Consider the following 22,566-nt stretch of genomic DNA (forward strand, 5'->3'; position numbering starts at 1 on the left):
TGACGCGTTTTCCTGAAGAATCAGCCCAGCGCTTTGACGCGAGCCGACAGGCGCGACATTTTGCGGGATGCAGTGTTCTTGTGGAAGACGCCTTTGGTGACGCCGCGCATCAGCTCTGGCTGAGCGGCGCGCAGGGCAGCGGTGGCCGCGTCCTTGTCGCCGGATGCGATCGCTTCTTCAACTTTGCGCAGATAGGTACGAATACGCGAACGGCGTGCTTTGTTTACAGCAAAGCGCTTTTCGTTCTGACGGGCGCGTTTCTTTGCCTGGGGCGAATTTGCCATGTGTCTCTGACCTTTTGTTCGGTACGGTTATCTTGGGTTGCGCGCCACGGACATATCCGCACCGGATCAGAAATCACGAGTGTGAGTCGGGCCAAGCGGGCCGCACGCGCATGTATAGCGGCGCTTACTATCCAAGTTGTCTGGGTTTGCCAAGTGGATTCTTGAACACGCAAGGCAGGTATGAAAAAGGCGGGCAATGGCCCGCCTGCTTTCGTCTCAAGATCGAGGGATCACTTGTCCCGGAACTGGGCTGCACGTTTCTCCAAAAACGCAGCCATCCCCTCTTTCTGATCTTCGGTTGCAAACATCGAGTGGAATACGCGACGCTCAAACAGCATGCCTTCGCTGAGCGGCATTTCATAGCTGCGATTCACAGCCTCTTTTGCAGCAAGGGCCGAGATTTGCGATTTCTCCGCGATCTTTTGCGCAGCACTGGTTGCTTCTTCGATCAGCTTCTTGGCGGGCACAACACGGCTGACCAATCCGGCGCGCTCGGCCTCTTCAGCATCCATGAAACGTCCGGTCAGGTTCATATCCATCGATTTGGACTTTCCGACAAAACGAGTCAGGCGCTGGCTGCCACCCAAACCTGCGATAACGCCCAAATTGATCTCGGGCTGGCCGAACTTTGCGGTATCAGCGGCAATGATGAAATCGCACAGCATTGCCAGTTCACATCCACCGCCCAGCGCATACCCGCATACGGCAGCGATAATCGGTTTGCGAATTGCCGTGATCCGGTCATTCGCATCGGCAAATAGATTGACGTTGAATACATCAACATAGCTCATCTCGGACATCTCTTTGATGTCCGCACCGGCGGCAAAAGCCTTGTCCGAGCCGGTGATCACGATGCAGCGCACCTTGTCATTCTTGTCGGCATCTTCGAGCGCCTCGCACAGCTCACCCAGCAATTGGGTGTTCAGTGCGTTCATTGCGTCGGGTCTGTCGAGTTTGATGAGGGCGACGTGGTCTTCGATTTCGACGATGATCGTCTCAAAAGCCATGAGGTGTAAGGTTCCGGTTGTTCCGTTCAGATACGATTCATTATCACGCGAGTTCGCTGGATCAAGTTATCTTTGGCATTGCGCGCAATAGAAGGATGAGCGACCGGACTGGGTGATTCTCTTGATCTCACCGCTACATCCCTCCGTCTTGCAGGGTGCGCCTTCGCGTCCATATACATCAAAGCTATGCTGAAAATATCCAAGTTCTCCATCGGCTTGCCGGAAATCGCGAAGGGAAGAGCCACCTGCCTCAATGGCCTCCTGCAGTACCTCTCGAATGATCGGAACCAAAGCCGCAACCCTTGGCGTTGAAATCTGCCCAGCTTTGCGACGTGGCGACACCTTGCCGCGATAAAGTGCCTCGCAAACGTAGATATTACCCAAACCGGCAACGATTCCCTGATCCAGAAGTGCGGATTTGACCGGGGTGTTCTTCCCCTTGAACGCATCAATCAGATGCTGTTCGTGAAAATCATTGCCCAGCGGTTCCGGCCCCAGAACCGCCAGCAACTTGTGGCTTTCCGCCGTGGCGGTCGGCAACAGGTCCATTGCCCCGAACCGGCGCGGATCATTGAAGGTGATGCGCGCGCCATTGGCCATGTGAAACACCACATGATCGTGTTTTTCTGGCATCGGATGTTTGTGCGCGAAATGCCCCAATGGATCGCCCGAAACCGTCATTCGCCCCGACATGCCCAAATGGATCAACAGCGTTTCTCCGCTACTGAGATCGGCCAGAATGTACTTCGACCGTCGCCGCAGGCGATCCACCCGCTGCCCGGTCAGCCGTTCGGTCATCCGATCCGGAAACGGCCAGCGCAGGTCGGGGCGGTTTACATCTGCCTGCTCGATCACCACACCTTCCATCACAGGGGACAGGCCGCGTCTTACTGTCTCGACCTCAGGCAATTCGGGCATTAGATGGCTCCTATTCCAAAGGGCCGCATTGTGCCCGCCTCTTATGGCCCTATAACAGAGACGAAATTCGACGAACGGCAAGGCAAATGTCCAACAACAGCGACAAGACAACTCATTTCGGGTTCGAAACCGTGCGCGAGGCTGACAAGGCCGGGCGCGTACAGGGCGTGTTCAACTCGGTCGCCTCGAAATATGATGTGATGAACGATGTCATGTCGATGGGCATCCACAGGGTCTGGAAAGACGCAATGATGGACTGGCTGGCCCCGCGCCCCGGTCAGCGCCTGCTGGACGTGGCAGGCGGGACCGGAGATATTTCCTTTCGCTTCCTCAAACGCGCAGGCCATGGCCACGCCACCGTTCTGGACCTGACCGAACCGATGCTGGTCGAAGGTCGCCAGCGCGCCGAGGCCGACCAGATGTCCGACAGTCTGAACTGGGTGGTGGGCGATGCAATGGCGTTGCCGTTCGAGGACAATACGTTCGACGTCTATACCATCTCGTTCGGCATCCGGAACGTCACCCGCCCGCAGGAGGCGCTGAACGAAGCCTACCGCGTACTAAAGCCCGGTGGCCGCCTGATGGTGCTTGAATTCAGTCAGTTGCCCAATGACGGGCTGCAAAAGCTCTATGACCTCTACAGCTTCAATGTCATCCCACGTATGGGCAAGCTGATCGCCAATGACTACGACAGCTATCAGTACCTTGTGGAATCGATCCGCAAGTTCCCCGATCAGGAGACATTTCTGAACATGGTCCGCACTGCCGGGTTCGAAAACGCTAAGTACCGCAACCTGAGCATGGGCATTGCCGCGTTGCATTCCGGCTGGAAAATCTAGATGCGCGGCCCTCACAACATCATCCGCCTGATCCGCACAGGTGCCACCTTGGAGCGCACAGGTGCCATGAACGTGGTGCTGGACGCGTTCGAGGCCCCGCGTGCGCTGCGGATCGTCGCCCACACGTTGGGCAAACCCTTCCAATGGCTGGGCTACAAGGGTGACCCTGAGATGCCACCCGCCACCCGTGCCCTCACGGCATTGGGCCCGGCCTATATCAAATTCGGCCAGGTGCTTTCGACCCGCCCCGACGTGGTCGGCGACGAATTGGCGGAACAGTTGCGTGTGCTGCAGGACAAGCTCCCGCCCTTCTCCAAATCCGAAGCGATGGCCGAGGTTGAAAAGGAATTGGGACAGCCCGTGGCCGAGATTTTCAGCGAATTCAGCGAACCCATCGCCGCCGCATCAATCGCACAGGTTCACAAAGCCAAGCTGGTCAGCACCGGCGAGTATGTCGCCGTCAAAGTCCTGCGCCCCGGAATCGAACGCGCCTTCCGCAAGGATGTCGACGCCTTCTATTTCGCCGCCCGCATCGTGCAACTCTTCGCCCCCGGCGCGCGCCGCCTGCGCCCGATGGAGGTGATCGAACATTTCGACGGCGTCGTGCGCGGAGAACTGGACCTGCGTCTCGAAAGCGCTGCGGCCTCGGAATACGCCGCCAATACCAAGGATGATGCAGGGTTCTGGCTTCCCCCCGTGGTCTGGTCCCTGTCAGCCCGCCGGGTGATGACGCTCAGCTGGGCCGATGGCGTTCCACTGGGCGAAAACACAGCCCTGGATGCCGCTGGTCACAATCGCCCCGACCTAGCCGAACGTGTCCTGCGCATGTTCCTTCTTCACGCCCTGCGTGACGGCTTTTTCCACGCCGACATGCATCAGGGCAACCTGAAGGTCGCCGCAAACGGAGACATCATCGCTTATGATTACGGCATCATGGGCCATATCGACGAATACACCCGCCGGGTCTACGCGGAGATCCTCTTCGGCTTCATCCGCCGCGACTATAAACGAGTGGCCGAGGTCCATTTCGAAGCCGGGTATGTCCCCGCTGATCAGGACGTGGACGAATTCGCCCGCGCCCTGCGCGCTGTCGGAGAACCCATCTTCGGTATGGATGCTTCACACATTTCGATGGGCCGCCTGCTGAACTACCTGTTCGAGGTCACCGAACGCTTTGGCATGGAAACCCGGACCGAGTTGATCCTACTGCAGCGCACAATGGTGGTCGTCGAAGGCGTCGCCCGCTCTCTCGACCCACATATGAACATCTGGGAAGTCGCCCGCCCCGTGGTCGAAGACTACATCAAAAAGTCCATCGGTCCGCGCGCAGCGCTGCGTGATTTTGGCAAAACCGCCCTAGTCCTTGCGCGCTTTGGCCCGCGCCTGCCCGCGCTGGTGGAAAACGCATTGATCGCCCAAACCCAACAAGACGAACCTCAAGGCTCTGGCTTGTCACGGATGATCCTGCCTGCGACCATCGGCGCGCTGGCTGGGGCAGCGATCACATTGCTCGTTACTTCGCTCGGCTAAACCAGATCCCGCAGCTTCATCTGGCCATAAATATCCTCGGGGGGAATCGCGCCCAAGCGCGATGGGGGGCAGACAGCCCCCCTATACGGTTCGATATCAGAGCCGCTCGATTGCCAGCGCAATACCCTGACCGCCACCAATGCACATGGTGATCAGTGCTTTGGATCCACCGATGCGCTCCAGCTCGTACAGAGCTTTGAGTGTGATGATCGCCCCGGTCGCTCCAACAGGATGCCCCAATGCAATAGCTCCCCCGTTTGGGTTTACCTTCGAGGCGTCCAGCGCAAGCTCTTGATTGACCGCCAGAGCCTGCGCGGCGAAAGCCTCGTTACTTTCGATCACATCAAAATCGCCTGCCGACAGACCTGTCTTTTTGAACAGGTTCTGAACCGCCGGAACCGGACCGATCCCCATGACTTCCGGGCGGACCCCGGCATGCGCATATCCCAGCACGCGGGCCTTTGGCTTCAATCCAGCCTTCTCAGCCGCACCTGCCGTTGCCAGAACCATCGCGGCGGCGCCATCATTGATGCCTGACGCATTTCCCGCCGTAACCCGGCCATCTTTCTTGAAGACCGGACGCAACCCAGCCAGCGCCTCGGTTGTCGTGGCTTTGGGGTGCTCGTCGACCATAAAATCAACCATCTCGCGCTTGACCTTGACCTGCACCGGAGCGATCTGGCTTTCGAAATACCCCGCCTCAATCGCAGCCGCCGCACGGGTCTGACTGGTCATTGCAAACGCATCCATCTGCTCTCGACTGATCTGATGTTCATCCGCCACGTTTTCAGCCGTGACCCCCATGTGACCCGTCCCGAAAGGACAGTTCAGTGCGCCCAGCATCATATCAAGCGACGAAACGTCCCCCATCTTCGCGCCCCAACGCGCCTGCGGAACGATGTAGGGGCTGCGCGACATGCTTTCGGCGCCGCCTGCCACTGCAAACTCGGCATCACCCAGCATCAGAGACTGCACCGCTGACACAATCGCCTGCGCGCCCGAACCGCACAGACGGTTCACATTCATTGCAGGGGTCCCGTTCGGAATACCCGCCTGCATCGCAGCAACCCGCGACAGATACATGTCTCGCGGCTCAGTATTGATCACATGACCAAAGACAACATGCCCGATCTGGCCACCCTCAACCCCCGATCTCTCAAGCGCTGCCTCGGTCGCCACAGTCGCCAGATCTATCGGAGCCGTCGACGCCAATGCGCCACCGAATGTTCCGATGGCAGTCCGCGCGCCATCCAAAATCACTATGTCAGTCATGTTTTCTCCTCCAAATCTCGCACGAATTATGCACTTGCAGCATGGTCTTCAAATTAGACGTACTGTCACGCCCGGAATTGACATTACGTTGCGCAACACGCATGAAATTCCGTCATGACGGAAAATACAGACGATATCCTGATACGCTTGCCCGCCCGCTTGAAAGAGGCGCGCCGGGTCAAAGGCCTGTCGCTCGAGGCGGTCGCCAACCTCAGCGGCGTATCCCGATCCATGGTCAGCCAAATCGAACGCGGTGAAAGCAGCCCCACGATCTCGACCCTATGGAACCTAACTCGCGCATTGCAGGTGGATTTTGCAGGGTTGTTGGAAGAGTCCAATACATCGGACCAGATCGAGACCCTCAGGAAATCCGAAGTGCCGAGCATCGACAACATGGGTGAAAAATGCCGAATTCGCATCCTCTCGCCCCCGGAAGAGGCAGGCAAGCATGAGGTATATGAAATTCAACTCCAAGCCGGCGGAAGCCTGAACAGCCAACCCCACGCGCGGGGTGCGAACGAGCAGTTGACCGTTCTGGAGGGTGCAGTTCGCGTTACGTCGGGCACTGCGGTCAGCGATTTGCAACAAGGGGATACCGCCCGGTACGCTGCCGATATTGTGCATTCTATTTCCGCCGACCGACCTGCACGCGTATTTTTGATCGTGAAAAACGCCTGATTTGGCAATATTCCGCCTTCACGGATATTTTTCCTAAATATTGTAAATCCCCTATTTGGGAATTTCATCCGCTATGTTAGACGTGCGACTCAGATTAACGGAGGTCGCCATGGCTGATGCATTCCTGTCCCATATTTCGGATACACTCGCACAGATTGAGGCCGAGGGCCTCTACAAGCGCGAACGAATGATCACCTCGCCTCAGGGCGGCGAGATTACGGTGGGCGACAAGCGGGTCATCAACCTGTGCGCTAACAATTATCTGGGGCTCGCAGATCATCCCGCCCTTATTGAAGCGGCCAAAGGCGCAATGGACCCCAAGGGGTTCGGCATGGCCTCGGTCCGTTTTATCTGCGGGACGCAGGACATTCACCGTGAGTTGGAACAGAAGCTGGCGAAGTTTCTGAACAAGGACGACGCAATCCTGTTCGCCGCCTGTTTTGACGCCAATGGAGGGTTGTTTGAGCCTTTGTTAGGGCCTGAAGACGCCATCATCTCGGACAGTCTGAACCATGCCTCGATCATCGACGGGGTGCGCCTTTGCAAGGCGAAACGCTATCGGTACATGAACAACGACATGAATGACCTCGAAGCCTGGCTGAAACAGGCGCGTGAAGACGGGGCGCGGCATATCATGATTGCCACCGACGGCGTTTTCTCAATGGATGGCTATCTGGCCAACCTGCCGAAAATCCGTGAACTGGCCGATAAATATGATGCCGTCGTCATGGTCGACGATTGCCATGCAACGGGATTCATGGGGCCAAACGGTGCTGGAACGCCGGATCATTTCGGCGTGGATGTGGACATTCTGACGGGAACATTGGGCAAAGCACTTGGGGGGGCCATCGGTGGTTATATCGCCGGGCCGCAGCCAGTGATTGACCTGTTGCGGCAGCGGGCGCGGCCCTATCTGTTCTCGAACTCGCTGCCGCCTTCCATCGTCGCCGCTGGTTTGGAGGCGATCCGTTTGGTTGAAGAAGGCGACATGCTGCGCGCGCAACTGTTCGGCAATGCGCAATACTGGCGATCGGGGTTAGAGCAATTGGGCTTCGACCTGCTGCCCGGTGAACACCCGATCATTCCGGTCATGCTGGGTGAGGCGACACTGGCACAAGACATGGCATCGCGGCTGTTTGATGAGGGCGTCTACGTCTCAGGCTTCTTCTTCCCAGTCGTCCCGCGCGGGCAGGCGCGGATCAGGACGCAGATGAACGCGGCTCTGACTCGGGATGAACTAGACCGAGCGCTCGCTGCGTTTGGCAAGGTCGGCAAAGAACTGGGAGTGATCTGATGCGCCCCAACACCATGAAAGCTTTGGAGAAATCCAAGCCAGAAGAAGGTCTCTGGATGGTGCAGGCCCCAGTGCCTGAGATCGGTCCCGACGAGGTTCTGATCCGCATCAACAAGACCGGCATATGCGGCACGGATATTCATATCTGGAATTGGGATGAATGGGCGTCGCACACGGTGCCGGTTCCGATGATCACGGGCCATGAATTTGCCGGGGAAATCGTCGAGATCGGGCGAAATGTAACCGGGCTGGAGGTCGGCCAACGTTGTTCGGGCGAAGGCCATCTGATTACCCCCGATAGCCGTCAAAGCCGCGCAGGCAAGTTTCATCTCGATCCCGGCACGCGGGGCATCGGGGTGAACGAACAAGGTGCCTTTGCGCAATACCTGAAATTGCCTGCTTTCAACGTAGTGCCCCTGCCCGATGATGTGCCGGATGAGATCGGAGCCATTCTCGACCCGCTGGGCAATGCCGTGCACACAGCGCTCAGCTTCGATCTGCTGGGCGAGGACGTGCTGATCACCGGCGCGGGCCCTATTGGCATCATGGCCGCCGCCGTCGCGCGGCATGCTGGCGCGCGGCATGTGGTCATCACGGATATCAACACTGATCGCCTGAAACTGGCTGAACATGTTGTTCCGACCGTGCGCACTGTGGACGTTTCGAAAGAGGATTTGCAGGATGTGATCGCTGAGCTTGGCATGTCCCAAGGATTTGACGTCGGGCTCGAGATGTCTGGCTCACAAGCTGCGCTGGACCAGATGGTCGAGGCTCTGGTGATGGGTGGTAAGATCGCATTGCTGGGGATTCCGCCGGGGAAATCCCCGGTCGATTGGTCGCGGATCGTGTTCAAGGCCATCACTATCAAAGGCGTCTATGGCCGCGAAATGTTCGAGACCTGGTACAAGATGATTGCCATGTTGCAGAACGGGCTGGATGTCAGCCGGGTGATCACCCACCGCTTCGCGGTTGATGACTTTGCCCAAGGTTTTGCAGCGATGAAATCCGGTCAGTCGGGTAAGGTGGTTCTGGACTGGACCTAACGCTCTGGCACCGCGCGGGTTTTGTCCCTAAACAGGGATAACCCCGCGCGTTTGGAGGAGCACATGGGCGATAATGACAGGTATCTGGAACGAGGGATCGAAGAGTCCTTGGTCACAGATTTCGCAGAGACTCATCGCAAAAGCTATGGCGATTTCCTACAACTCAAGACCCTGCTGAACCTGCAAAAGACTTTTCAGGACCCAGCCCAACCCGATGAGATGCTCTTCATCATCATCCATCAGGTTAGCGAGTTGTGGCTAAAGCTGATGCACCATCAATTGGTCGAAGTGCGTAGGTTTCTACAGCAGGATCAATTTGGCCCGGCGATGAAAAATCTTGACAGGATCAAGGCGATCCAACGGCAGTTGATCGCGGCATGGGAAACCCTGCTGACCATGACGCCCGCCGATTATATGACGTTTCGCGACGCCTTGGGCAGCTCGTCCGGTTTTCAAAGCTACGGCTATCGCCAGATCGAGTTTATTCTGGGCAACAAGGATCCCTCGACCCTGAAAGTGCATATGCATGACCCCGAGGTCATGGAGATGCTGAACGTGGCCCTCAGCAAGCCGTCGCTCTATGACGAAGTTCTGCATTTGCTGGCCCGGCAGGGATTCGATGTGCCACAGGACCTGATTGAACGCGACTATGCAAAACCTTATTCCGGCGATCCGCGCGTCGTAAAGATCTGGGTCAAAGTGTTCCGTGATACGGACAAATATTGGGATCTCTATGCACTGGCTGAAAAACTGATGGATGTGGAATCTCTGTTCCAACGGTGGCGGTTTGACCATGCAACAGCGGTTGAGCGCGTGATCGGTATGCAGCCGGGAACGGGTGGGTCCAGCGGCGTGGCCTTTCTGCGTAAAGCGCTGGAGTTGCGGTTCTTCCACGACCTCTACGACGTGCGGACCGAGTTGATGTACGCGGAGGACTAAGTGATGCTGTATCGCGGTTTCACCCAAAATGAGCTTGAGCAGGAATATTCCCCCAGCTCGATGGTTGGTGGCGATCTGACGCCCTATCTGGCCAGCTATTCAGCCCTCAGCACGCAGGCGCGATCTGACCTAAAGGTGCAAGAAAACCTCTCTTACGGAGATAGCCCGGCACATGTTCTGGATTTCTTCCCCGCCCCTGACGTCAACGCACCTTTGCATGTCTTCATCCATGGCGGCTATTGGCAGGCGCTCAGCCAGCGCGAGTCAGCCCCCATGGCGCCGGTGCTGCATGAGAACGGGCAGGCCTTTGCCACACTGAACTATACGCTCGCACCCGATGCCAGATTGGGGCAGATGGTCAAGGAATGTCGCGCTGCCTTGTTGTGGCTTGCGTCACAGGCCGTGACGCTGGGTTTTGATCTTTCCAACATCACCCTGTCGGGCCACAGTGCGGGTGCGCATCTGGTCGCGATGGTCATGGCGACGTCATCTAAGGCCTTTGCGCAGGCCGGACTGCGGGTGCGCAATGTGATCCTGATAAGCGGGATTTATGACCTTGTTCCGATAAGCCTGACCTCGGTGAATGATCCGCTGCAACTGACCAAGGTCGAGGTTCACGATCTCTCACCCTGCCTCAACCTGCCCGCGCCGGGACCCCGTTACAGGGTGACTGTGGCTGAGCGGGATACGCCCGAGTTCATCCGACAAAGCCGTGACTATGCGGAGTTGCTGCGCAAGGCCGGGCATTCGGTCAGTTTTGATCTGCAGAAGGGCAAGCATCACTTCGACATCATCATGCCATCGGGCACGTTTCTGTCGTCGCGCAGCGAGTAACCGGCAAACGAAAACAGCGGCCTAGTGGGGCCGCTGCTTCAAGTTTCTTCTCTGAACCGGATCAGTCCAGCGTGCGCGTGACCTCTTCGCGCTCGAAGATTTCGATCACGTCGCCTGCGCGGATATCGTCGTAGTTCTCGAACGCCATACCGCATTCCTGACCCGATTGAACTTCGGCCACTTCATCCTTGAAGCGCTTGAGGGTCTTCAGCGTGCCTTCGTGGATCACCACGTTGTCGCGCAGCAGGCGCACACCGGCCGAGCGGCGAGCGACACCTTCGGTGACCAGACAGCCAGCAACCTTGCCGACACCGGTAACCTTGAAGACCTCTTTGATCTCGGCGTAACCGATGAACTTCTCGCGAATCTCGGCGCTCAGCAGGCCAGATGCGGCAGCTTTCACGTCATCCACCAGATCGTAGATCACCGAATAGTACCGGATTTCGACGCCTTTCTGGTTGGCGGTGTTTCGCGCCGATGCGTTCGCACGCACGTTGAAGCCAAAGATCGGTGCACCGGAGGCTTCGGCCAGACCGACATCTGTCTCGGTGATCGCACCAACGCCCGAGTGCAGAACGCGTACGCGCACTTCGTCGTTGCCGATCTTTTCCATCGCCTGAACGATGGCTTCGGCAGAGCCCTGCACATCCGCTTTCATCAGGATCGGCAGCTCGGTGACGTTTTCGTCTTCCTTGGCCTTCTGCATCAGCTGCTCAAGGGTGGTCGCGGCACCGGCAGCGGCACGTTTATCCTTGGCGGCTTGCTCACGATAGGCGGCAATCTCACGGGCCTGCGCTTCGGTCTCGGTCACGTTCAGAACGTCGCCCGCTTCAGGCGTGCCGTTCAGACCCAGAACCTCAACCGGAACCGACGGGCCTGCCTCTTTGACGCGGTCTCCCTTGTCGTTGATCAGCGCACGAACCTTACCGTACTGCTCACCCACAACAAAGATATCGCCCTGACGCAGCGTGCCGTTCTGAACCAGAACGGTGGCGACAGGACCACGGCCCACATCCAGCTGTGCCTCGATCACGGCACCTTGGGCGGCGCGATCAGGGTTGGCTTTCAGTTCCAGGATCTCGGCCTGCAGCGCAATGGCTTCCAGCAGTTCGTCCAGACCCTGACCAGTCATGGCCGAGACCTCAACGTCCTGAACCTCACCCGACATCTTCTCGACGATCACTTCGTGCTGAAGCAAATCGGTACGAACTTTGTCCGGGTTAGCATCCGGCTTGTCGATCTTGTTGATCGCCACAATCATCGGCACTTCGGCCGCTTTGGCGTGGTTGATCGCTTCGATCGTCTGCGGCATCACCGCGTCATCGGCGGCAACAACCAGAACCACGATATCCGTGACCTGAGCACCGCGTGATCGCATCGAGGTAAAGGCCGCGTGGCCCGGCGTATCCAGGAAGGTCAGCGTGGTGCCGCCGTCGGTTTTCACCTGATAGGCACCGATATGCTGGGTAATACCCCCGGCTTCGCCAGCCACAACACGCGCGTCGCGGATGGCATCCAGCAGCGAGGTCTTGCCGTGGTCAACGTGACCCATGATGGTGATAACCGGCGGACGCGGTTGCAAATCATCATCGCTGTCTTCGACCTCTTTAATGACGTCTTCAACATCCGAATCAGAGACACGAGTGACCTTGTGGCCAAATTCTTCGATGATCAGTTCAGCCGTATCGGCGTCGATGGTCTGGTTCTGCGTAACCATCATGCCCATCTGCATCAGCGATTTGACAACGTCAGCCACACGCTCGGCCATACGGTTGGCCAGTTCCGAGACCATGATCGCCTCGGGCAACTGCACATCGCGGATCACCTTTTCCCGCTCGACCGTACCGCCCATGGCTTTCTGGCGCGCCCGCTCTTGCTTGCGCTTCATCGCAGCCATCGAGCGTTGGCGGTTGCCTTCGCCACCGGTGGCCTGACCCAGTGTCAGCTTGCCCGATCGGCGGTTGTCGTCACGACCTTTGCCACGACCACGCTGTTCGCGCTCGCGTTCCTGCTTGCGCGGCGCTGCTGCAGGTGCAGGCTTGTTGGCAGGACTGCGCGCGGCTTTTGGCTCTGCAGGGGCCGGAGCGGCAGCGGCACGCTGGGCGGCTTCTTCAGCCTCTTTGCGCTTGCGCTCTTCTTCTTCGGCCTTGGCACGTGCACGCTCTTCAGCCTCACGCTGTTCGCGTTCCTTGGCTTCTTGCTCTGCCCGGCGGCGGGCGCGTTCTTCCTCGCGCGCCTTTTCCTGAGCCTCACGGGCTGCAGCCTCTTCGGCTTCGCGCGCCTTGGCGGCCTGCAGCGCCTTCATCCGGCGTGCCATTTCCGCATCGGAAATGCCCGCAGGACGGCGCGAAGGATCACCCGAGGGTGTTGCACCACCACTAGGTTTGGTCGCGCCCGGCTTGGGTACGACCACGCGTTTGCGTTTGGTCTCCACCACGACATTCTTGGTGCGTCCGTGGCTGAAACTCTGTTTCACATTTCCGGGGCGTGCCCCGCCACGAAGACCCAATGTCTTTTTGCCGTCACTATCGCTCATAAAGCTTCTTACCCTTCCGAGCGGCCCTTGCCGCCGTCATCCTTTTCGCGCAAGCCACGCAGGCGCTGCGCTTCCTCTACAACACGTTTGGCGAGTCCGCCAGAGGCCAAGGCCGCATGAATCACGGTTTGGCGCCCAAATGCCGCCCCAAGCTCGTCCGCAGTCAGCCAGCCGATGTATTTGCCGAAGTGCGGCGTGCTGAGTTTCGACTTGCCGCGCCCCGATCCATCCGAGGCCTGAATCAGTACTTGAGCCTCTTCCCGGTCCAGCCACGACTTGACTTTTTCATAGCCCGCGACCGCATCCCCGGACTTACGCGCCAGACTGATCAGCTCGATCACCCGACGCGCGACCTGTTTCTCAACCTCATCGGTCAGATCCTTGGCCGCGCTCACTTGCGCCTTGAACCCGCGCGAGAACAGTTTCTTGCCGATCGCCTTGTCCAGTGCCGCGCGATCCGCCGCCACGTAAACCCCACGCCCCGGCAATTTCGCCGCGACATCGGGAAAGACCTGACCGTCCGGCCCCATCACAAAGCGGATCAAGCCATATTTAGGCTGAACCTCGCCCGTGGCGATGCACTTGCGCTCGGGGCCTTCCGACCGATCCTTATGGACGCCACCGCGAACCATGTGAGCCACCCGAGGCCTGAGATCAGGCCTCGACCTCCTCGTCGTTTGCTTCGCCGGCTTCTTCTTCGGCTTGCTCCAGCTCGGCCGGGTCAACCCAGCCCAGCATGATGCGCGCGGTCATGACCAGATCCTGCGCTTCTTCCAGCGTCACGCCGAAAGGCTCCAGTACACCATCATCCTTGATGCGTTCACCGTCGACCGTGGTCCAGCCACCGGCCAGTTCCCAGTCAGCGCAGGTTGCGAAGTCTTCCAGCGTCTTCACATCATCCTTGGCCAGCGCCTCTACCATCTGGGGTGTCAGGCCTTCGAATTCAATAAGGCTGTCCTCGGCACCCAGCGCGCGGGCTGCATCGAGCGCCGCCTTAGCCTGAGCTTCTAGGAATTCCCGCGCACGTGTCTGCAGTTCATGCGCCGTACCTTCGTCAACACCGTCGATGACCAGCAGTTCGTCGATCTCGACATAGGCCACTTCTTCCAGATTGGTGAAACCTTCGGACACCAGCAGCTGAGCAAAGAACTCGTCCAGATCGAGGCTTTCCATGAACAGCTGGGTGCGGGCCTCGAATTCCTTCTGACGACGCGCCGATTCTTCGGCCTCGGTCATGATGTCGATGTCCAGATTGGTCAGCTGGCTGGCCAGACGCACGTTCTGACCACGGCGACCGATGGCGAGGGACAGCTGTTCTTCAGGCACAACAACTTCGATCTTGCCAGCTTCTTCGTCCAGAACCACTTTGGACACTTCCGCAGGTTGCAGCGCGTTCACCAGGAAGGTCGGTTGATCTTCGTTCCACGGGATGATGTCGATCTTCTCACCCTGCAGCTCGTTGACAACGGCCTGCACACGGCTGCCGCGCATACCAACGCAAGCGCCGACGGGATCAATCGAACCGTCATAAGAGATCACGGCAATCTTGGCGCGCGAACCGGGGTCACGAGCCACGGCCTTGACCTCAATGATGCCATCATAGATTTCGGGCACTTCCATCTTGAACAGCTCAGCCATGAATTCCGGAGCGGTGCGCGACAGGAAGATCTGGTGACCACGCACCTCGCGGCGTACTTCCTTGATATAGGCGCGCACACGGTCATTCGGGCGATAGCTTTCGCGGCCGATCTTGTCATTGCGGCGCAGAACGGCCTCGGCACCGCCCAAATCTACGATGACGTTGCCGAATTCCTCGCGCTTGACGGCACCGTTGATGATGGTGCCTGCACGATCCTTGAATTCTTCGTACTGACGGTCACGCTCAGCTTCGCGGACCTTCTGCAAGATCACCTGCTTGGCGGACTGTGCCGCGATACGGCCCATTTCAACCGGCGGCACTTCTTCCACGAAGACGTCACCAACCTCGGGGTTTTCCATGTACTGTTTGGCCTGCTCGACGGTGAACTCGGCCTGATAGTTCTCAAGCTCTTCATCTTCGACCACGGTGCGCACGCGGGTAAAGGTCGCCTTGCCGGTCTTGCGGTCAATGGACACGCGAATGTCCATTTCCGCGCCGTAACGGCTCTTGGCGGCACGGGCGAGCGATTCCTCCATCGCTTCGACAACCAGACCGGGGTCGATCATCTTTTCGCGGGCCACGGCCTCGGCGGTCTGCAGCAGCTCCAGCTGGTTGGCTGAGGTGATTGCCATCAGTTCGTCTCCTCTTCGGACCCTTCGGTCTCAATCTCGTCGAAAGCGTTCTCGTTCAGGGCACCAGCATCTTTGCGCTGGCGCAGCATTTCCTTGATCAGGTCATCGGTGAGGACCAGCTTGGCGTCGCTGAGCCAGTCGAATTGCAGACCGATAGTGATCGTCTCATCCCCCTCGGGAATGTTGATCAACACCTCATCCCCCTCGATCCCGGCCAGCTCACCCTTAAAGCGGCGGCGGCCATCGATCAGTTCAGCGGTCTCGATCTTGGCTTCATACCCCTCAAAGGTCTCAAAGTCCTTGAGACGGGTCAGCGGGCGGTCGATGCCGGGGCTGGACACTTCAAGTGTATAGGCATCCAAAATCGGGTCCTCGACATCCAGCGTGGCGCTAACCGCGTTCGAAATCTCGGCGCAGTCATCCACTTCGATGCCGCCGTCGGGCTTGTCGGCCATGATTTGCAGCGTGGTCTGCTTGCCGCTCATCAGGCGGATGCGCACCAGCTCATACCCCAGATCCTCGATCACCGGGGTGATGATCTCGGCCAGTCGCCGGTCAATGGCAGCTTTGGCTATCAGGTCGTTTGTCATTCAGGTTCTCTACCCTGTCATCGGGCACAAAAAAACGGGCGCGCGGCCCGTCGATCTTTTCCGGTGGAGCCCCGGACCGAAGTCCAACGCGCCGCTGTTGCAACTGCATATACGCAGGAGTTTCCGAGTCTGCAACCCCCGGCGCAAATCGTGATCAGAATTACGCCAACCACCACCGTTCAGCAATGCGCCCATCGTCCAACGCAGCCTTGCCTATCTGCCGGGGCATGCCGACATGCGCAGCAACGGCCAGCGCCATTTCAGCCTCGGATGGATGATAGCGCAGACCACGCTGTGAAATCAGGCCTTCGCCCGCGGGCATTGCGGCGACATCCACATATCCATCGCGCAGCGCCTCTGCCCGCACCTTGGCATCCGGGATCACGATGATCTCAATCGCATCGGCCCAACCTGCGGCACCGACCTTGTAGTGTTCGGCCACCCGGCTCGCCAGGAAGTGGCGCTCGTCCTCGGCCCGTTCTACCCGATAACATCCGGTGCCATTGGCTTGCGCCAGTGGCGTCACCCCATCTCGGGAGACCACAAAACGGGAATCCGCCAGCAGGAATGGTAGACCTGGATTGCTTTCGGCCAATTGCAGCCGCACACGTTTAGGGGCGATGGCCTCAGCCTGTCCGATCTGGCTCAGAACGGACAGAGCATCATTCACGTCCAGCTCGGTACAATCATGGAACATCACGCCATCGCGCAGATCAAAGCTCCAGACCCGGGCATCAGCGTCGGTCTGCCAACTGCTTGCCAGCTCTCCGCGCAGCGTGCCATCGGGTGCGATCTCGGTCAGAGTGTCGAAAACTGCACCGCGCGCCACCTGTTCCAAACTATTGTCGCGCGGCACCGCCAACCGGAGCGTACCGCCCTGCTTTGGTGTATCTGCCAATGACGCCCCCGTCGCGGCCAGCAATGCAGCAGCAGCACCCGAGGCAAATAACGCGCGGCGGTCTATTCGGGTCATACCGCCCCCTCCGCCACGCGATCCATGATCCGGACCAGTTCCGCGCTGATCCCGGGTTCTGACAAGGCGTGTCCGGCTTGGCGTACCATCTTCAGCTCGGCATTGGGCCAACGCTCTGACAGGGTCCAAGCGGCCTGCGGCGGGCAGATCATGTCATAGCGTCCCTGAACGATATGGCCGGGGATATGAGCGATCCGTTCCATCTGATCCAGAATCTGGCCGTCATATTCCAGAAACGCCTTGTTGGTGAAATAGTGGTTCTCCAGCCGCGCAAAGGTGCGCGCATATTCACCCGGGCTTTCACCCACCGACCCATTTGTGTGGATCGAGGCCAGCGCGTTTTCCCAATGCGACCATGCGCGCGCATAGAGAATCTCAGTCGCGCGGTCGCCCGAAAACAAGCGCTTGTGATAGGCGGCGATGGCATCTCCAAGCTCTTGCTCGGGCAAAAGTGACGTGAACTTGGCCCATTGCTCGGGCCAGAACTTGCCTGCACCGCCGCCATAGAACCAATCCAATTCGGCCTGCGTCGCCAGAAACACACCGCGCAGCACAAGGCGCGTGACTCGATCAGGATGCGTCTGCGCGTATATCAGTGCCAGTGTTGCACCCCAACTGCCGCCAAAGACGATCCAATCGTCGATGTCGAATAGGGTTCGCAACCGCTCGATATCCGCCACCAAATGCCAGGTCGTGTTGTCCTCGACCGAGGCTGTGGGTCGTGAGCGGCCACATCCGCGCTGGTCAAACAGAATCACCCGAAAGACATCCGGATCGAAATAGCGCCGCATCGCTGGGCTGCACCCGCCGCCCGGCCCGCCATGCAGGATCACCACCGGTATCCCCTCGGGATTGCCGCATTGTTCCACATATATGCGGTGCCCATCGCCCATATCGACCACGCGCTGATCGAACGGATCGATCGGCGGGTAAAGATATTGAACTGCGCGCTTTTGGTCCGGGTACTTGTCCATTATGGCCCTATATAGTCCTTAAGCGTAAAAGAGCACACGGAGACAGGAATGCAAGCGCATCCGAACACGGTGGACCCGTCCGAGATCGCAAAATTTGAGGCGATGGCGGCTGAATGGTGGGATCCTCACGGGAAATTCAAGCCTCTGCACATGCTGAATCCGTGCCGTCTGGATTATATCACGCAGCAAATTGCCGGGGAATTTGACCGCGATCTGAAAGATTCGCACCCGTTCGAGGGGCTGCGCCTGCTGGATATCGGCTGCGGCGGAGGGTTGCTGAGCGAACCCATGGCGCGTTTGGGCGCGACAGTCGTGGGCGCGGACGCCGCCGAGGGCAACCTGCCCGTTGCGCGTATCCATGCCGAGCAATCGGGGCTCAATATCGACTATCGCCACACCACTGCCGAGGATATGGCCGCCGCGGGCGAGCAGTTCGACGTGTTGCTGAACATGGAGGTGGTCGAGCATGTGGCCGATCCCTTGGGCTACCTGACCGCCACGCAACAACTGCTGAAACCCGGCGGGTTGCAGGTGTGTTCGACCATCAATCGCAACCCGAAATCTTATGCGATGGCCATCTTCGGGGCCGAGGTCGTCATGCGCTGGCTGCCCCGCGGCACCCATGAATGGAACAAGTTCATCACCCCGGATGAGTTGTTCGACCTACTGCGCCAAGCCGGGCTGGACCCGGTGGACCGTAAGGGCTTTGTCTTCAACCCAATCCTGTGGAGCTGGTCGATCTCGGATCGGGATTTGAGCGTGAATTATGTGACGGCGAGTGTGAAGGCGGAGTAGGATGGGTGTTTGATGTAGCGACCTTCAGCCATAAACCATTGTTAATGTTAGTACGAATAACCAAATCACTAGCACTCAACCTGATAGGCAGCGTTCTCGCTTTGGCTTTCTGTATGCTTGCGCTTTCGCAACACGCAGATGCTGCATGCATCGACAATGGTAATCCGACATTCGCGCATGGTCAGCACAATATCGCTTTATGTATGGAAGGCAGTTGCAGAGATGCTTCTCTCACACGGAGTTGCGGCAACGCTGCTTACGAAAGTCGAGAATACAGCGCGGGCAACATAGTTTGGCTGTTTCGTGTTCGTTTCTTTAAGGACGATCCGGGAGATGATGAGTTCGCTGTCTTGCGTGGAGGTCAAGAAATCTCGGACCCCGAAGTAACCAAACTGAATTGTGTACCTAAATCCGAAACTAACGACTGCAAATTTATTGATCGCATCCTGATGCGATCTTGGGTAGAGTGACCGGTCGCAAGTCTGATGCTATTTGGATAGTTGATGGCTCAACACCACCTTGGTTTCCAATCGTAACGCACTGAGTTGATATTGATGCTTCGAAACTCCGTTGGCACTTACGCTAGATTTCAATCACCTACTCCCCCTCCAACTGCAACCGCAAATCCCGCAACACCGGCAGGGTGCTGCGGACGCGCTCCAGCCCCAGTTCTCCGACCACGCGGTTGATCAGGGGGGCGATCGAGGAAATCGCCTGATCGCGCGCCCTCCGGCCAGCGGGGCTGATGGCGACCATCTTGCGGCGGGCGTCGTCCCAGTCGGGGCGGATATGGATGTATCCGGCCCATTCCAGCTTGGCCAAGGTGTTGGTCATCGCTCCGCGCGTGACGTGGAAGGTGCTGGCCAGTTGCGCGGGCGTGCGTTCATCACCCACAAAAACCAGATGGTTCAGCACCGAGAAATGCGAGATTTCCATGCCCTTGGGCAGCACCCGGCTCAGCCGGTTGCGCAATAGCTGATCGGCGGTCAGGATCTCGCTGAACAGCGTGACCGCAAGGGCATTTTTTTCGTCCGTCATATCTCGGTTCTGGATCAGGGCCCGTCAAAAGGCCGAACATGCGTCAACGAGGGCACGCGGCGGCGCGCCTCGGACACAGAACTATCATCCAAATCGAAAATGTGAATGCCCGGATCTGTACCTGCGTCGATCAGCACCTCTCCCCAAGGGGCCACAACCATGCTGTGACCGTACGTGTACCGCGTCTTACCACGGGTTTTAGGGTGCTCTCCGGTTTGCGCCGGAGCCAGAACCCAACAGCCGGTCTCAATCGCCCGCGCTCGCAGCAGCGATGCCCAATGCGCGGCCCCGGTGACTGGCGAAAACGCAGCAGGCACTGTCAGGATATGTGCCCCCGCCTGGGCCAGCGCTGTGTAGAGATGCGGGAAACGGATATCATAGCAAATTGTAAGGCCGACCTTGCCAAACTTGGTCTCGGCAATGACGGCATTCTGTCCGGGTCGATAGTTCTTCGATTCGCGGAAGGTCTCGGTTTCCGTAACCTGCACGTCGAACATGTGGATCTTGTCATAACGCGCCACGATCTGCCCCTGCGAGTTGATCATGAATGAGCGGTTGGCAAAGCGCCCGTCGGCATCGTGGGTCTTGATCGCGAGCGATCCAATCAGCAGCCAGACACCCAATGCGGCGGCCTGTTCGCGCAGGCCTACCAGAGTGATGTCGTCTTCTTCATGCTGCAGAACCTCGCGCTGCCGCGTGGTGCTGGTTGACACGCAATTCGTGACTTCTGGCGTCAGAATGAATTGCGCGCCTTGATTGGCCGCCTCGGCCATCATGGCGCGCACCATGTCCAGATTTTCAGCCGGATCATCCGACGCGGTGATCTGCAGCAGCGCGGTTTTCATCAGGCCGCGAGCAGACGATCCAGCTTGCCCTGACGCTCAAGCTCGTAAAGGTCATCGCATCCACCAACATGCGTGGTACCGATAAAGATTTGCGGTACGGTGCGTTTGCCTCCGGCCCGCTGAATCATCTCTGGCTTGCGTTTTGGATGCACCAGCACGTCGACTTCTGAAAATTTGACGCCCTTCTGTTTCAACAAGCGTTTCGCGGCGTGGCAAAAGCCGCACAGCGGCGAGGTGTAGATTTCTACCGGCTTCATGTTCCGTCCCTTTGGGTTTCGCACATTCTTGGGCGAATTAGGCATCCTTGGCAACGCGTGCCAGTACCAACACGAAAATATGATTTGCCCCTGACGCCTGGCAGACACGCGCGCAAGCTTCAAGCGTCGCGCCCGAGGTCATGACATCATCCACCAGCAGAACGTCTTTTCCCCGCATCAGGTGCGCGCGTTTGCGGTGAGCCTCGATGACATTGGCGAGCGTTAGGGAGCGCTCGGCGGCTGTTTTGCCATCCAGAACAGGCGTGCGGACTGTACGCACCAGAAGATCAGGACAAACTGCCAGACCCGTTTCCCGACCCAGATGATGCGCAAGCTGCGCTGATTGGTTGTAACGACGGCGGATCAGCCGCGTCCAATGCAGCGGCACCGGTGCGATCAGCATGTTTGAGCGGAACAGCTCTTGCCCAGCGTGGGCCATCCAACGCGCAGCCGGGCGGGCCAGTTCTGGACGATCCCCGTGTTTCAATGCCAGTATCAATGATTTGGCGGCACCCTGATACAACAGCGCTGCCCGGCCATCTTGCCACGCGCGCGGCGTTCTCAGGCAATCGTCACATTCGATCCGATGCCCATCCCGTGCACCAGGAACCGGAACGCCGCAGCAATCGCAAACCGCGCCGCCGATGAAAGGCGTGTCGCGCCAGCACGGGCCGCAAAGGCCAAAGTCCGACTCGGTCAATGCACCGCAGGACAGGCAGCGCGGGGGGTAGATCATCTCGACTACGGTTTGAATCCCCTGACGAATGCGATACTTGCGGCTTATGAAACTTCCGTCCGACACTGCACCTTCTCTGATTGACCGATCTGCGCTTGCCCTTCATCGCCGCCGCTCACGGGACGATGCGCTTTTCCTGCACCGAGCCGCCGTTGACGAGGTGCAGGATCGTCTGTCCATGGTTAACAAAACCTTTAGAGCACCAGCTGTCGTGACGCCGTACCCCGATATCTGGCTGAAGGTGTGGCCCGATGCCCGGATCATCGCAGATGATGAGGTTCTGGACCTGATGCCGGGGACGCATGACCTGGTCATACATGCGATGGCCCTGCACTGGGCCAACGACCCGGTTGGCCAGTTGATCCAGTGTCATCGCGCTTTGAAACCCGACGGTTTGCTGCTAGCGGTCTGCTTAGGAGGCGACACGCTGCAGGAACTCCGCGCGGCATTGGGTCAGTCTGAGATTGAAGTAACAGGCGGTCTTAGCCCACGGATTGCGCCCATGGCCGAGCTCCGCGATATGGGCGGACTGTTGCAGCGGGCAGGCCTAGCCCTGCCCGTGGCCGACAAAGCAAGCTTATCGGCCGAGTATCGCGATCTCACGCATCTGATGCAGGATCTGCGGGCTATGGGGGAAACGAACGCCCTATCAGGTCGCCTGAAACAACCGACACGACGCGCTGTGTTCGATAGGGCGCAAGATATCTATGCCGAGCATTTCTCAACCCCCGAAGGACGCTTGAGCGCAACGTTCGAACTGATCTGCCTGACAGGTTGGGCGCCCGATGAAAGCCAGCCCAAACCTTTGCGCCCAGGATCAGCCCAGATGCGCCTTGCCGATGCGCTGGGTACAGATGAAGGCAACCTGCCCGATTGACGACCCGGCTTTTCCCGTTATCTCAGGCCAGACGCC

The 22,566-nt window shown here is 58.6% G+C and carries 24 protein-coding genes; 10 read left to right on the top strand and 14 right to left on the bottom strand.

What is annotated here, in order from left to right; translation table 11 throughout:
• Positions 1-20: 20 nt before the first annotated feature.
• The 3 genes from rpsT to mutM form a co-directional block, all read right to left on the bottom strand.
• Complete coding sequence (gene rpsT / locus ACR0B3_RS06165; RefSeq protein WP_142638226.1) at positions 21-284, bottom strand: 30S ribosomal protein S20; 264 nt, start codon at positions 282-284, stop codon at positions 21-23.
• Between the two features lie 230 nt (positions 285-514).
• Positions 515-1,291: an enoyl-CoA hydratase gene (locus ACR0B3_RS06170; RefSeq protein WP_170757549.1), complete on the bottom strand. Its 777-nt coding sequence runs from the start codon at positions 1,289-1,291 to the stop codon at positions 515-517.
• Between the two features lie 66 nt (positions 1,292-1,357).
• Positions 1,358-2,209 (bottom strand): bifunctional DNA-formamidopyrimidine glycosylase/DNA-(apurinic or apyrimidinic site) lyase, encoded by an 852-nt coding sequence (mutM, locus tag ACR0B3_RS06175; protein ID WP_480808294.1) that lies wholly within the window; start codon positions 2,207-2,209, stop codon positions 1,358-1,360.
• Between the two features lie 86 nt (positions 2,210-2,295).
• On the opposite strand from mutM, the gene ubiE reads away from it, so the two are divergent.
• Positions 2,296-3,048, top strand: a complete 753-nt coding sequence (gene ubiE, locus ACR0B3_RS06180) for a bifunctional demethylmenaquinone methyltransferase/2-methoxy-6-polyprenyl-1,4-benzoquinol methylase UbiE (RefSeq protein WP_480808295.1) — start codon at positions 2,296-2,298, stop codon at positions 3,046-3,048.
• Positions 3,049-4,578 carry a 2-polyprenylphenol 6-hydroxylase gene (gene ubiB / locus ACR0B3_RS06185; RefSeq protein WP_480808296.1) on the top strand — a complete coding sequence of 510 codons (1,530 nt, stop codon included), beginning with the start codon at positions 3,049-3,051 and terminating at the stop codon, positions 4,576-4,578.
• Between the two features lie 96 nt (positions 4,579-4,674).
• Here ubiB and ACR0B3_RS06190 read toward each other — a convergent pair whose 3' ends face one another.
• Positions 4,675-5,850, bottom strand: a complete 1,176-nt coding sequence (locus tag ACR0B3_RS06190; RefSeq protein WP_480808297.1) for an acetyl-CoA C-acyltransferase family protein — start codon at positions 5,848-5,850, stop codon at positions 4,675-4,677.
• Between the two features lie 114 nt (positions 5,851-5,964).
• On the opposite strand from ACR0B3_RS06190, the gene ACR0B3_RS06195 reads away from it, so the two are divergent.
• The 5 genes from ACR0B3_RS06195 to ACR0B3_RS06215 all read left to right on the top strand — a co-directional run bounded on the left by ACR0B3_RS06195 (position 5,965) and on the right by ACR0B3_RS06215 (position 10,638).
• The gene (locus tag ACR0B3_RS06195) at positions 5,965-6,528 is read left to right on the top strand and encodes an XRE family transcriptional regulator (protein WP_170685126.1); all 564 of its coding nucleotides are present in this window, start codon (positions 5,965-5,967) and stop codon (positions 6,526-6,528) included.
• A gap of 109 nt (positions 6,529-6,637) precedes the next feature.
• Complete coding sequence (locus tag ACR0B3_RS06200) at positions 6,638-7,822, top strand: glycine C-acetyltransferase (protein WP_480808298.1); 1,185 nt, start codon at positions 6,638-6,640, stop codon at positions 7,820-7,822.
• A gap of 14 nt (positions 7,823-7,836) precedes the next feature.
• Entirely contained in the window at positions 7,837-8,865 is a 1,029-nt protein-coding gene (gene tdh / locus ACR0B3_RS06205) for an L-threonine 3-dehydrogenase (protein WP_170758173.1), read from the top strand.
• A 63-nt stretch (positions 8,866-8,928) separates the two neighbouring features.
• Entirely contained in the window at positions 8,929-9,804 is an 876-nt protein-coding gene (locus ACR0B3_RS06210) for a tryptophan 2,3-dioxygenase (RefSeq protein ID WP_480808299.1), read from the top strand.
• 3 nt (positions 9,805-9,807) lie between these two features.
• Positions 9,808-10,638 (top strand): alpha/beta hydrolase, encoded by an 831-nt coding sequence (locus tag ACR0B3_RS06215; protein WP_480808450.1) that lies wholly within the window; start codon positions 9,808-9,810, stop codon positions 10,636-10,638.
• 61 nt (positions 10,639-10,699) lie between these two features.
• Here ACR0B3_RS06215 and infB read toward each other — a convergent pair whose 3' ends face one another.
• From infB to pip, 6 genes are all read right to left on the bottom strand, one after another.
• The gene (infB, locus tag ACR0B3_RS06220; protein WP_480808300.1) at positions 10,700-13,174 is read right to left on the bottom strand and encodes a translation initiation factor IF-2; all 2,475 of its coding nucleotides are present in this window, start codon (positions 13,172-13,174) and stop codon (positions 10,700-10,702) included.
• An 8-nt stretch (positions 13,175-13,182) separates the two neighbouring features.
• Positions 13,183-13,806, bottom strand: a complete 624-nt coding sequence (locus ACR0B3_RS06225; protein ID WP_480808301.1) for an RNA-binding protein — start codon at positions 13,804-13,806, stop codon at positions 13,183-13,185.
• Between the two features lie 22 nt (positions 13,807-13,828).
• Positions 13,829-15,445, bottom strand: a complete 1,617-nt coding sequence (gene nusA / locus ACR0B3_RS06230) for a transcription termination factor NusA (RefSeq protein WP_480808302.1) — start codon at positions 15,443-15,445, stop codon at positions 13,829-13,831.
• The gene (gene rimP, locus ACR0B3_RS06235) at positions 15,445-16,035 is read right to left on the bottom strand and encodes a ribosome maturation factor RimP (protein ID WP_152459779.1); all 591 of its coding nucleotides are present in this window, start codon (positions 16,033-16,035) and stop codon (positions 15,445-15,447) included. The genes nusA and rimP overlap by 1 nt, the downstream gene beginning before the upstream one ends.
• A gap of 160 nt (positions 16,036-16,195) precedes the next feature.
• Positions 16,196-17,008 (bottom strand): ABC transporter substrate-binding protein, encoded by an 813-nt coding sequence (locus ACR0B3_RS06240; protein ID WP_480808303.1) that lies wholly within the window; start codon positions 17,006-17,008, stop codon positions 16,196-16,198.
• Positions 17,005-17,982, bottom strand: a complete 978-nt coding sequence (pip, locus tag ACR0B3_RS06245; protein ID WP_480808304.1) for a prolyl aminopeptidase — start codon at positions 17,980-17,982, stop codon at positions 17,005-17,007. Before pip ends, ACR0B3_RS06240 begins: the two co-directional genes overlap by 4 nt.
• 48 nt (positions 17,983-18,030) lie before the next feature.
• Here pip and ubiG point away from each other — a divergent pair, with 48 nt between their 5' ends.
• Together ubiG and ACR0B3_RS06255 are read left to right on the top strand one after the other, a co-directional pair.
• Positions 18,031-18,777: a bifunctional 2-polyprenyl-6-hydroxyphenol methylase/3-demethylubiquinol 3-O-methyltransferase UbiG gene (gene ubiG / locus ACR0B3_RS06250; protein WP_480808305.1), complete on the top strand. Its 747-nt coding sequence runs from the start codon at positions 18,031-18,033 to the stop codon at positions 18,775-18,777.
• A gap of 5 nt (positions 18,778-18,782) precedes the next feature.
• Positions 18,783-19,247, top strand: a complete 465-nt coding sequence (locus ACR0B3_RS06255) for a hypothetical protein (protein ID WP_480808306.1) — start codon at positions 18,783-18,785, stop codon at positions 19,245-19,247.
• Between the two features lie 127 nt (positions 19,248-19,374).
• Here ACR0B3_RS06255 and ACR0B3_RS06260 read toward each other — a convergent pair whose 3' ends face one another.
• The 4 genes from ACR0B3_RS06260 to ACR0B3_RS06275 are packed head-to-tail and all read right to left on the bottom strand — an operon-like array spanning position 19,375 to position 21,719.
• Positions 19,375-19,815, bottom strand: a complete 441-nt coding sequence (locus ACR0B3_RS06260) for a MarR family winged helix-turn-helix transcriptional regulator (RefSeq protein ID WP_170334681.1) — start codon at positions 19,813-19,815, stop codon at positions 19,375-19,377.
• Between the two features lie 14 nt (positions 19,816-19,829).
• Positions 19,830-20,660, bottom strand: a complete 831-nt coding sequence (locus ACR0B3_RS06265) for a carbon-nitrogen hydrolase family protein (protein ID WP_480808307.1) — start codon at positions 20,658-20,660, stop codon at positions 19,830-19,832.
• Positions 20,660-20,917: a glutaredoxin 3 gene (gene grxC, locus ACR0B3_RS06270; protein ID WP_170685105.1), complete on the bottom strand. Its 258-nt coding sequence runs from the start codon at positions 20,915-20,917 to the stop codon at positions 20,660-20,662. Before grxC ends, ACR0B3_RS06265 begins: the two co-directional genes overlap by 1 nt.
• A 37-nt stretch (positions 20,918-20,954) precedes the next feature.
• Entirely contained in the window at positions 20,955-21,719 is a 765-nt protein-coding gene (locus ACR0B3_RS06275) for a double zinc ribbon domain-containing protein (protein WP_480808308.1), read from the bottom strand.
• Here ACR0B3_RS06275 and ACR0B3_RS06280 point away from each other — a divergent pair.
• Complete coding sequence (locus ACR0B3_RS06280) at positions 21,700-22,530, top strand: methyltransferase domain-containing protein (RefSeq protein WP_480808309.1); 831 nt, start codon at positions 21,700-21,702, stop codon at positions 22,528-22,530. The two genes, ACR0B3_RS06275 and ACR0B3_RS06280, sit on opposite strands and share 20 nt — an antisense overlap.
• The last annotated feature ends 36 nt before the right edge of the window (positions 22,531-22,566 follow it).

This window comes from Ruegeria sp. CE9 (assembly GCF_056537425.1).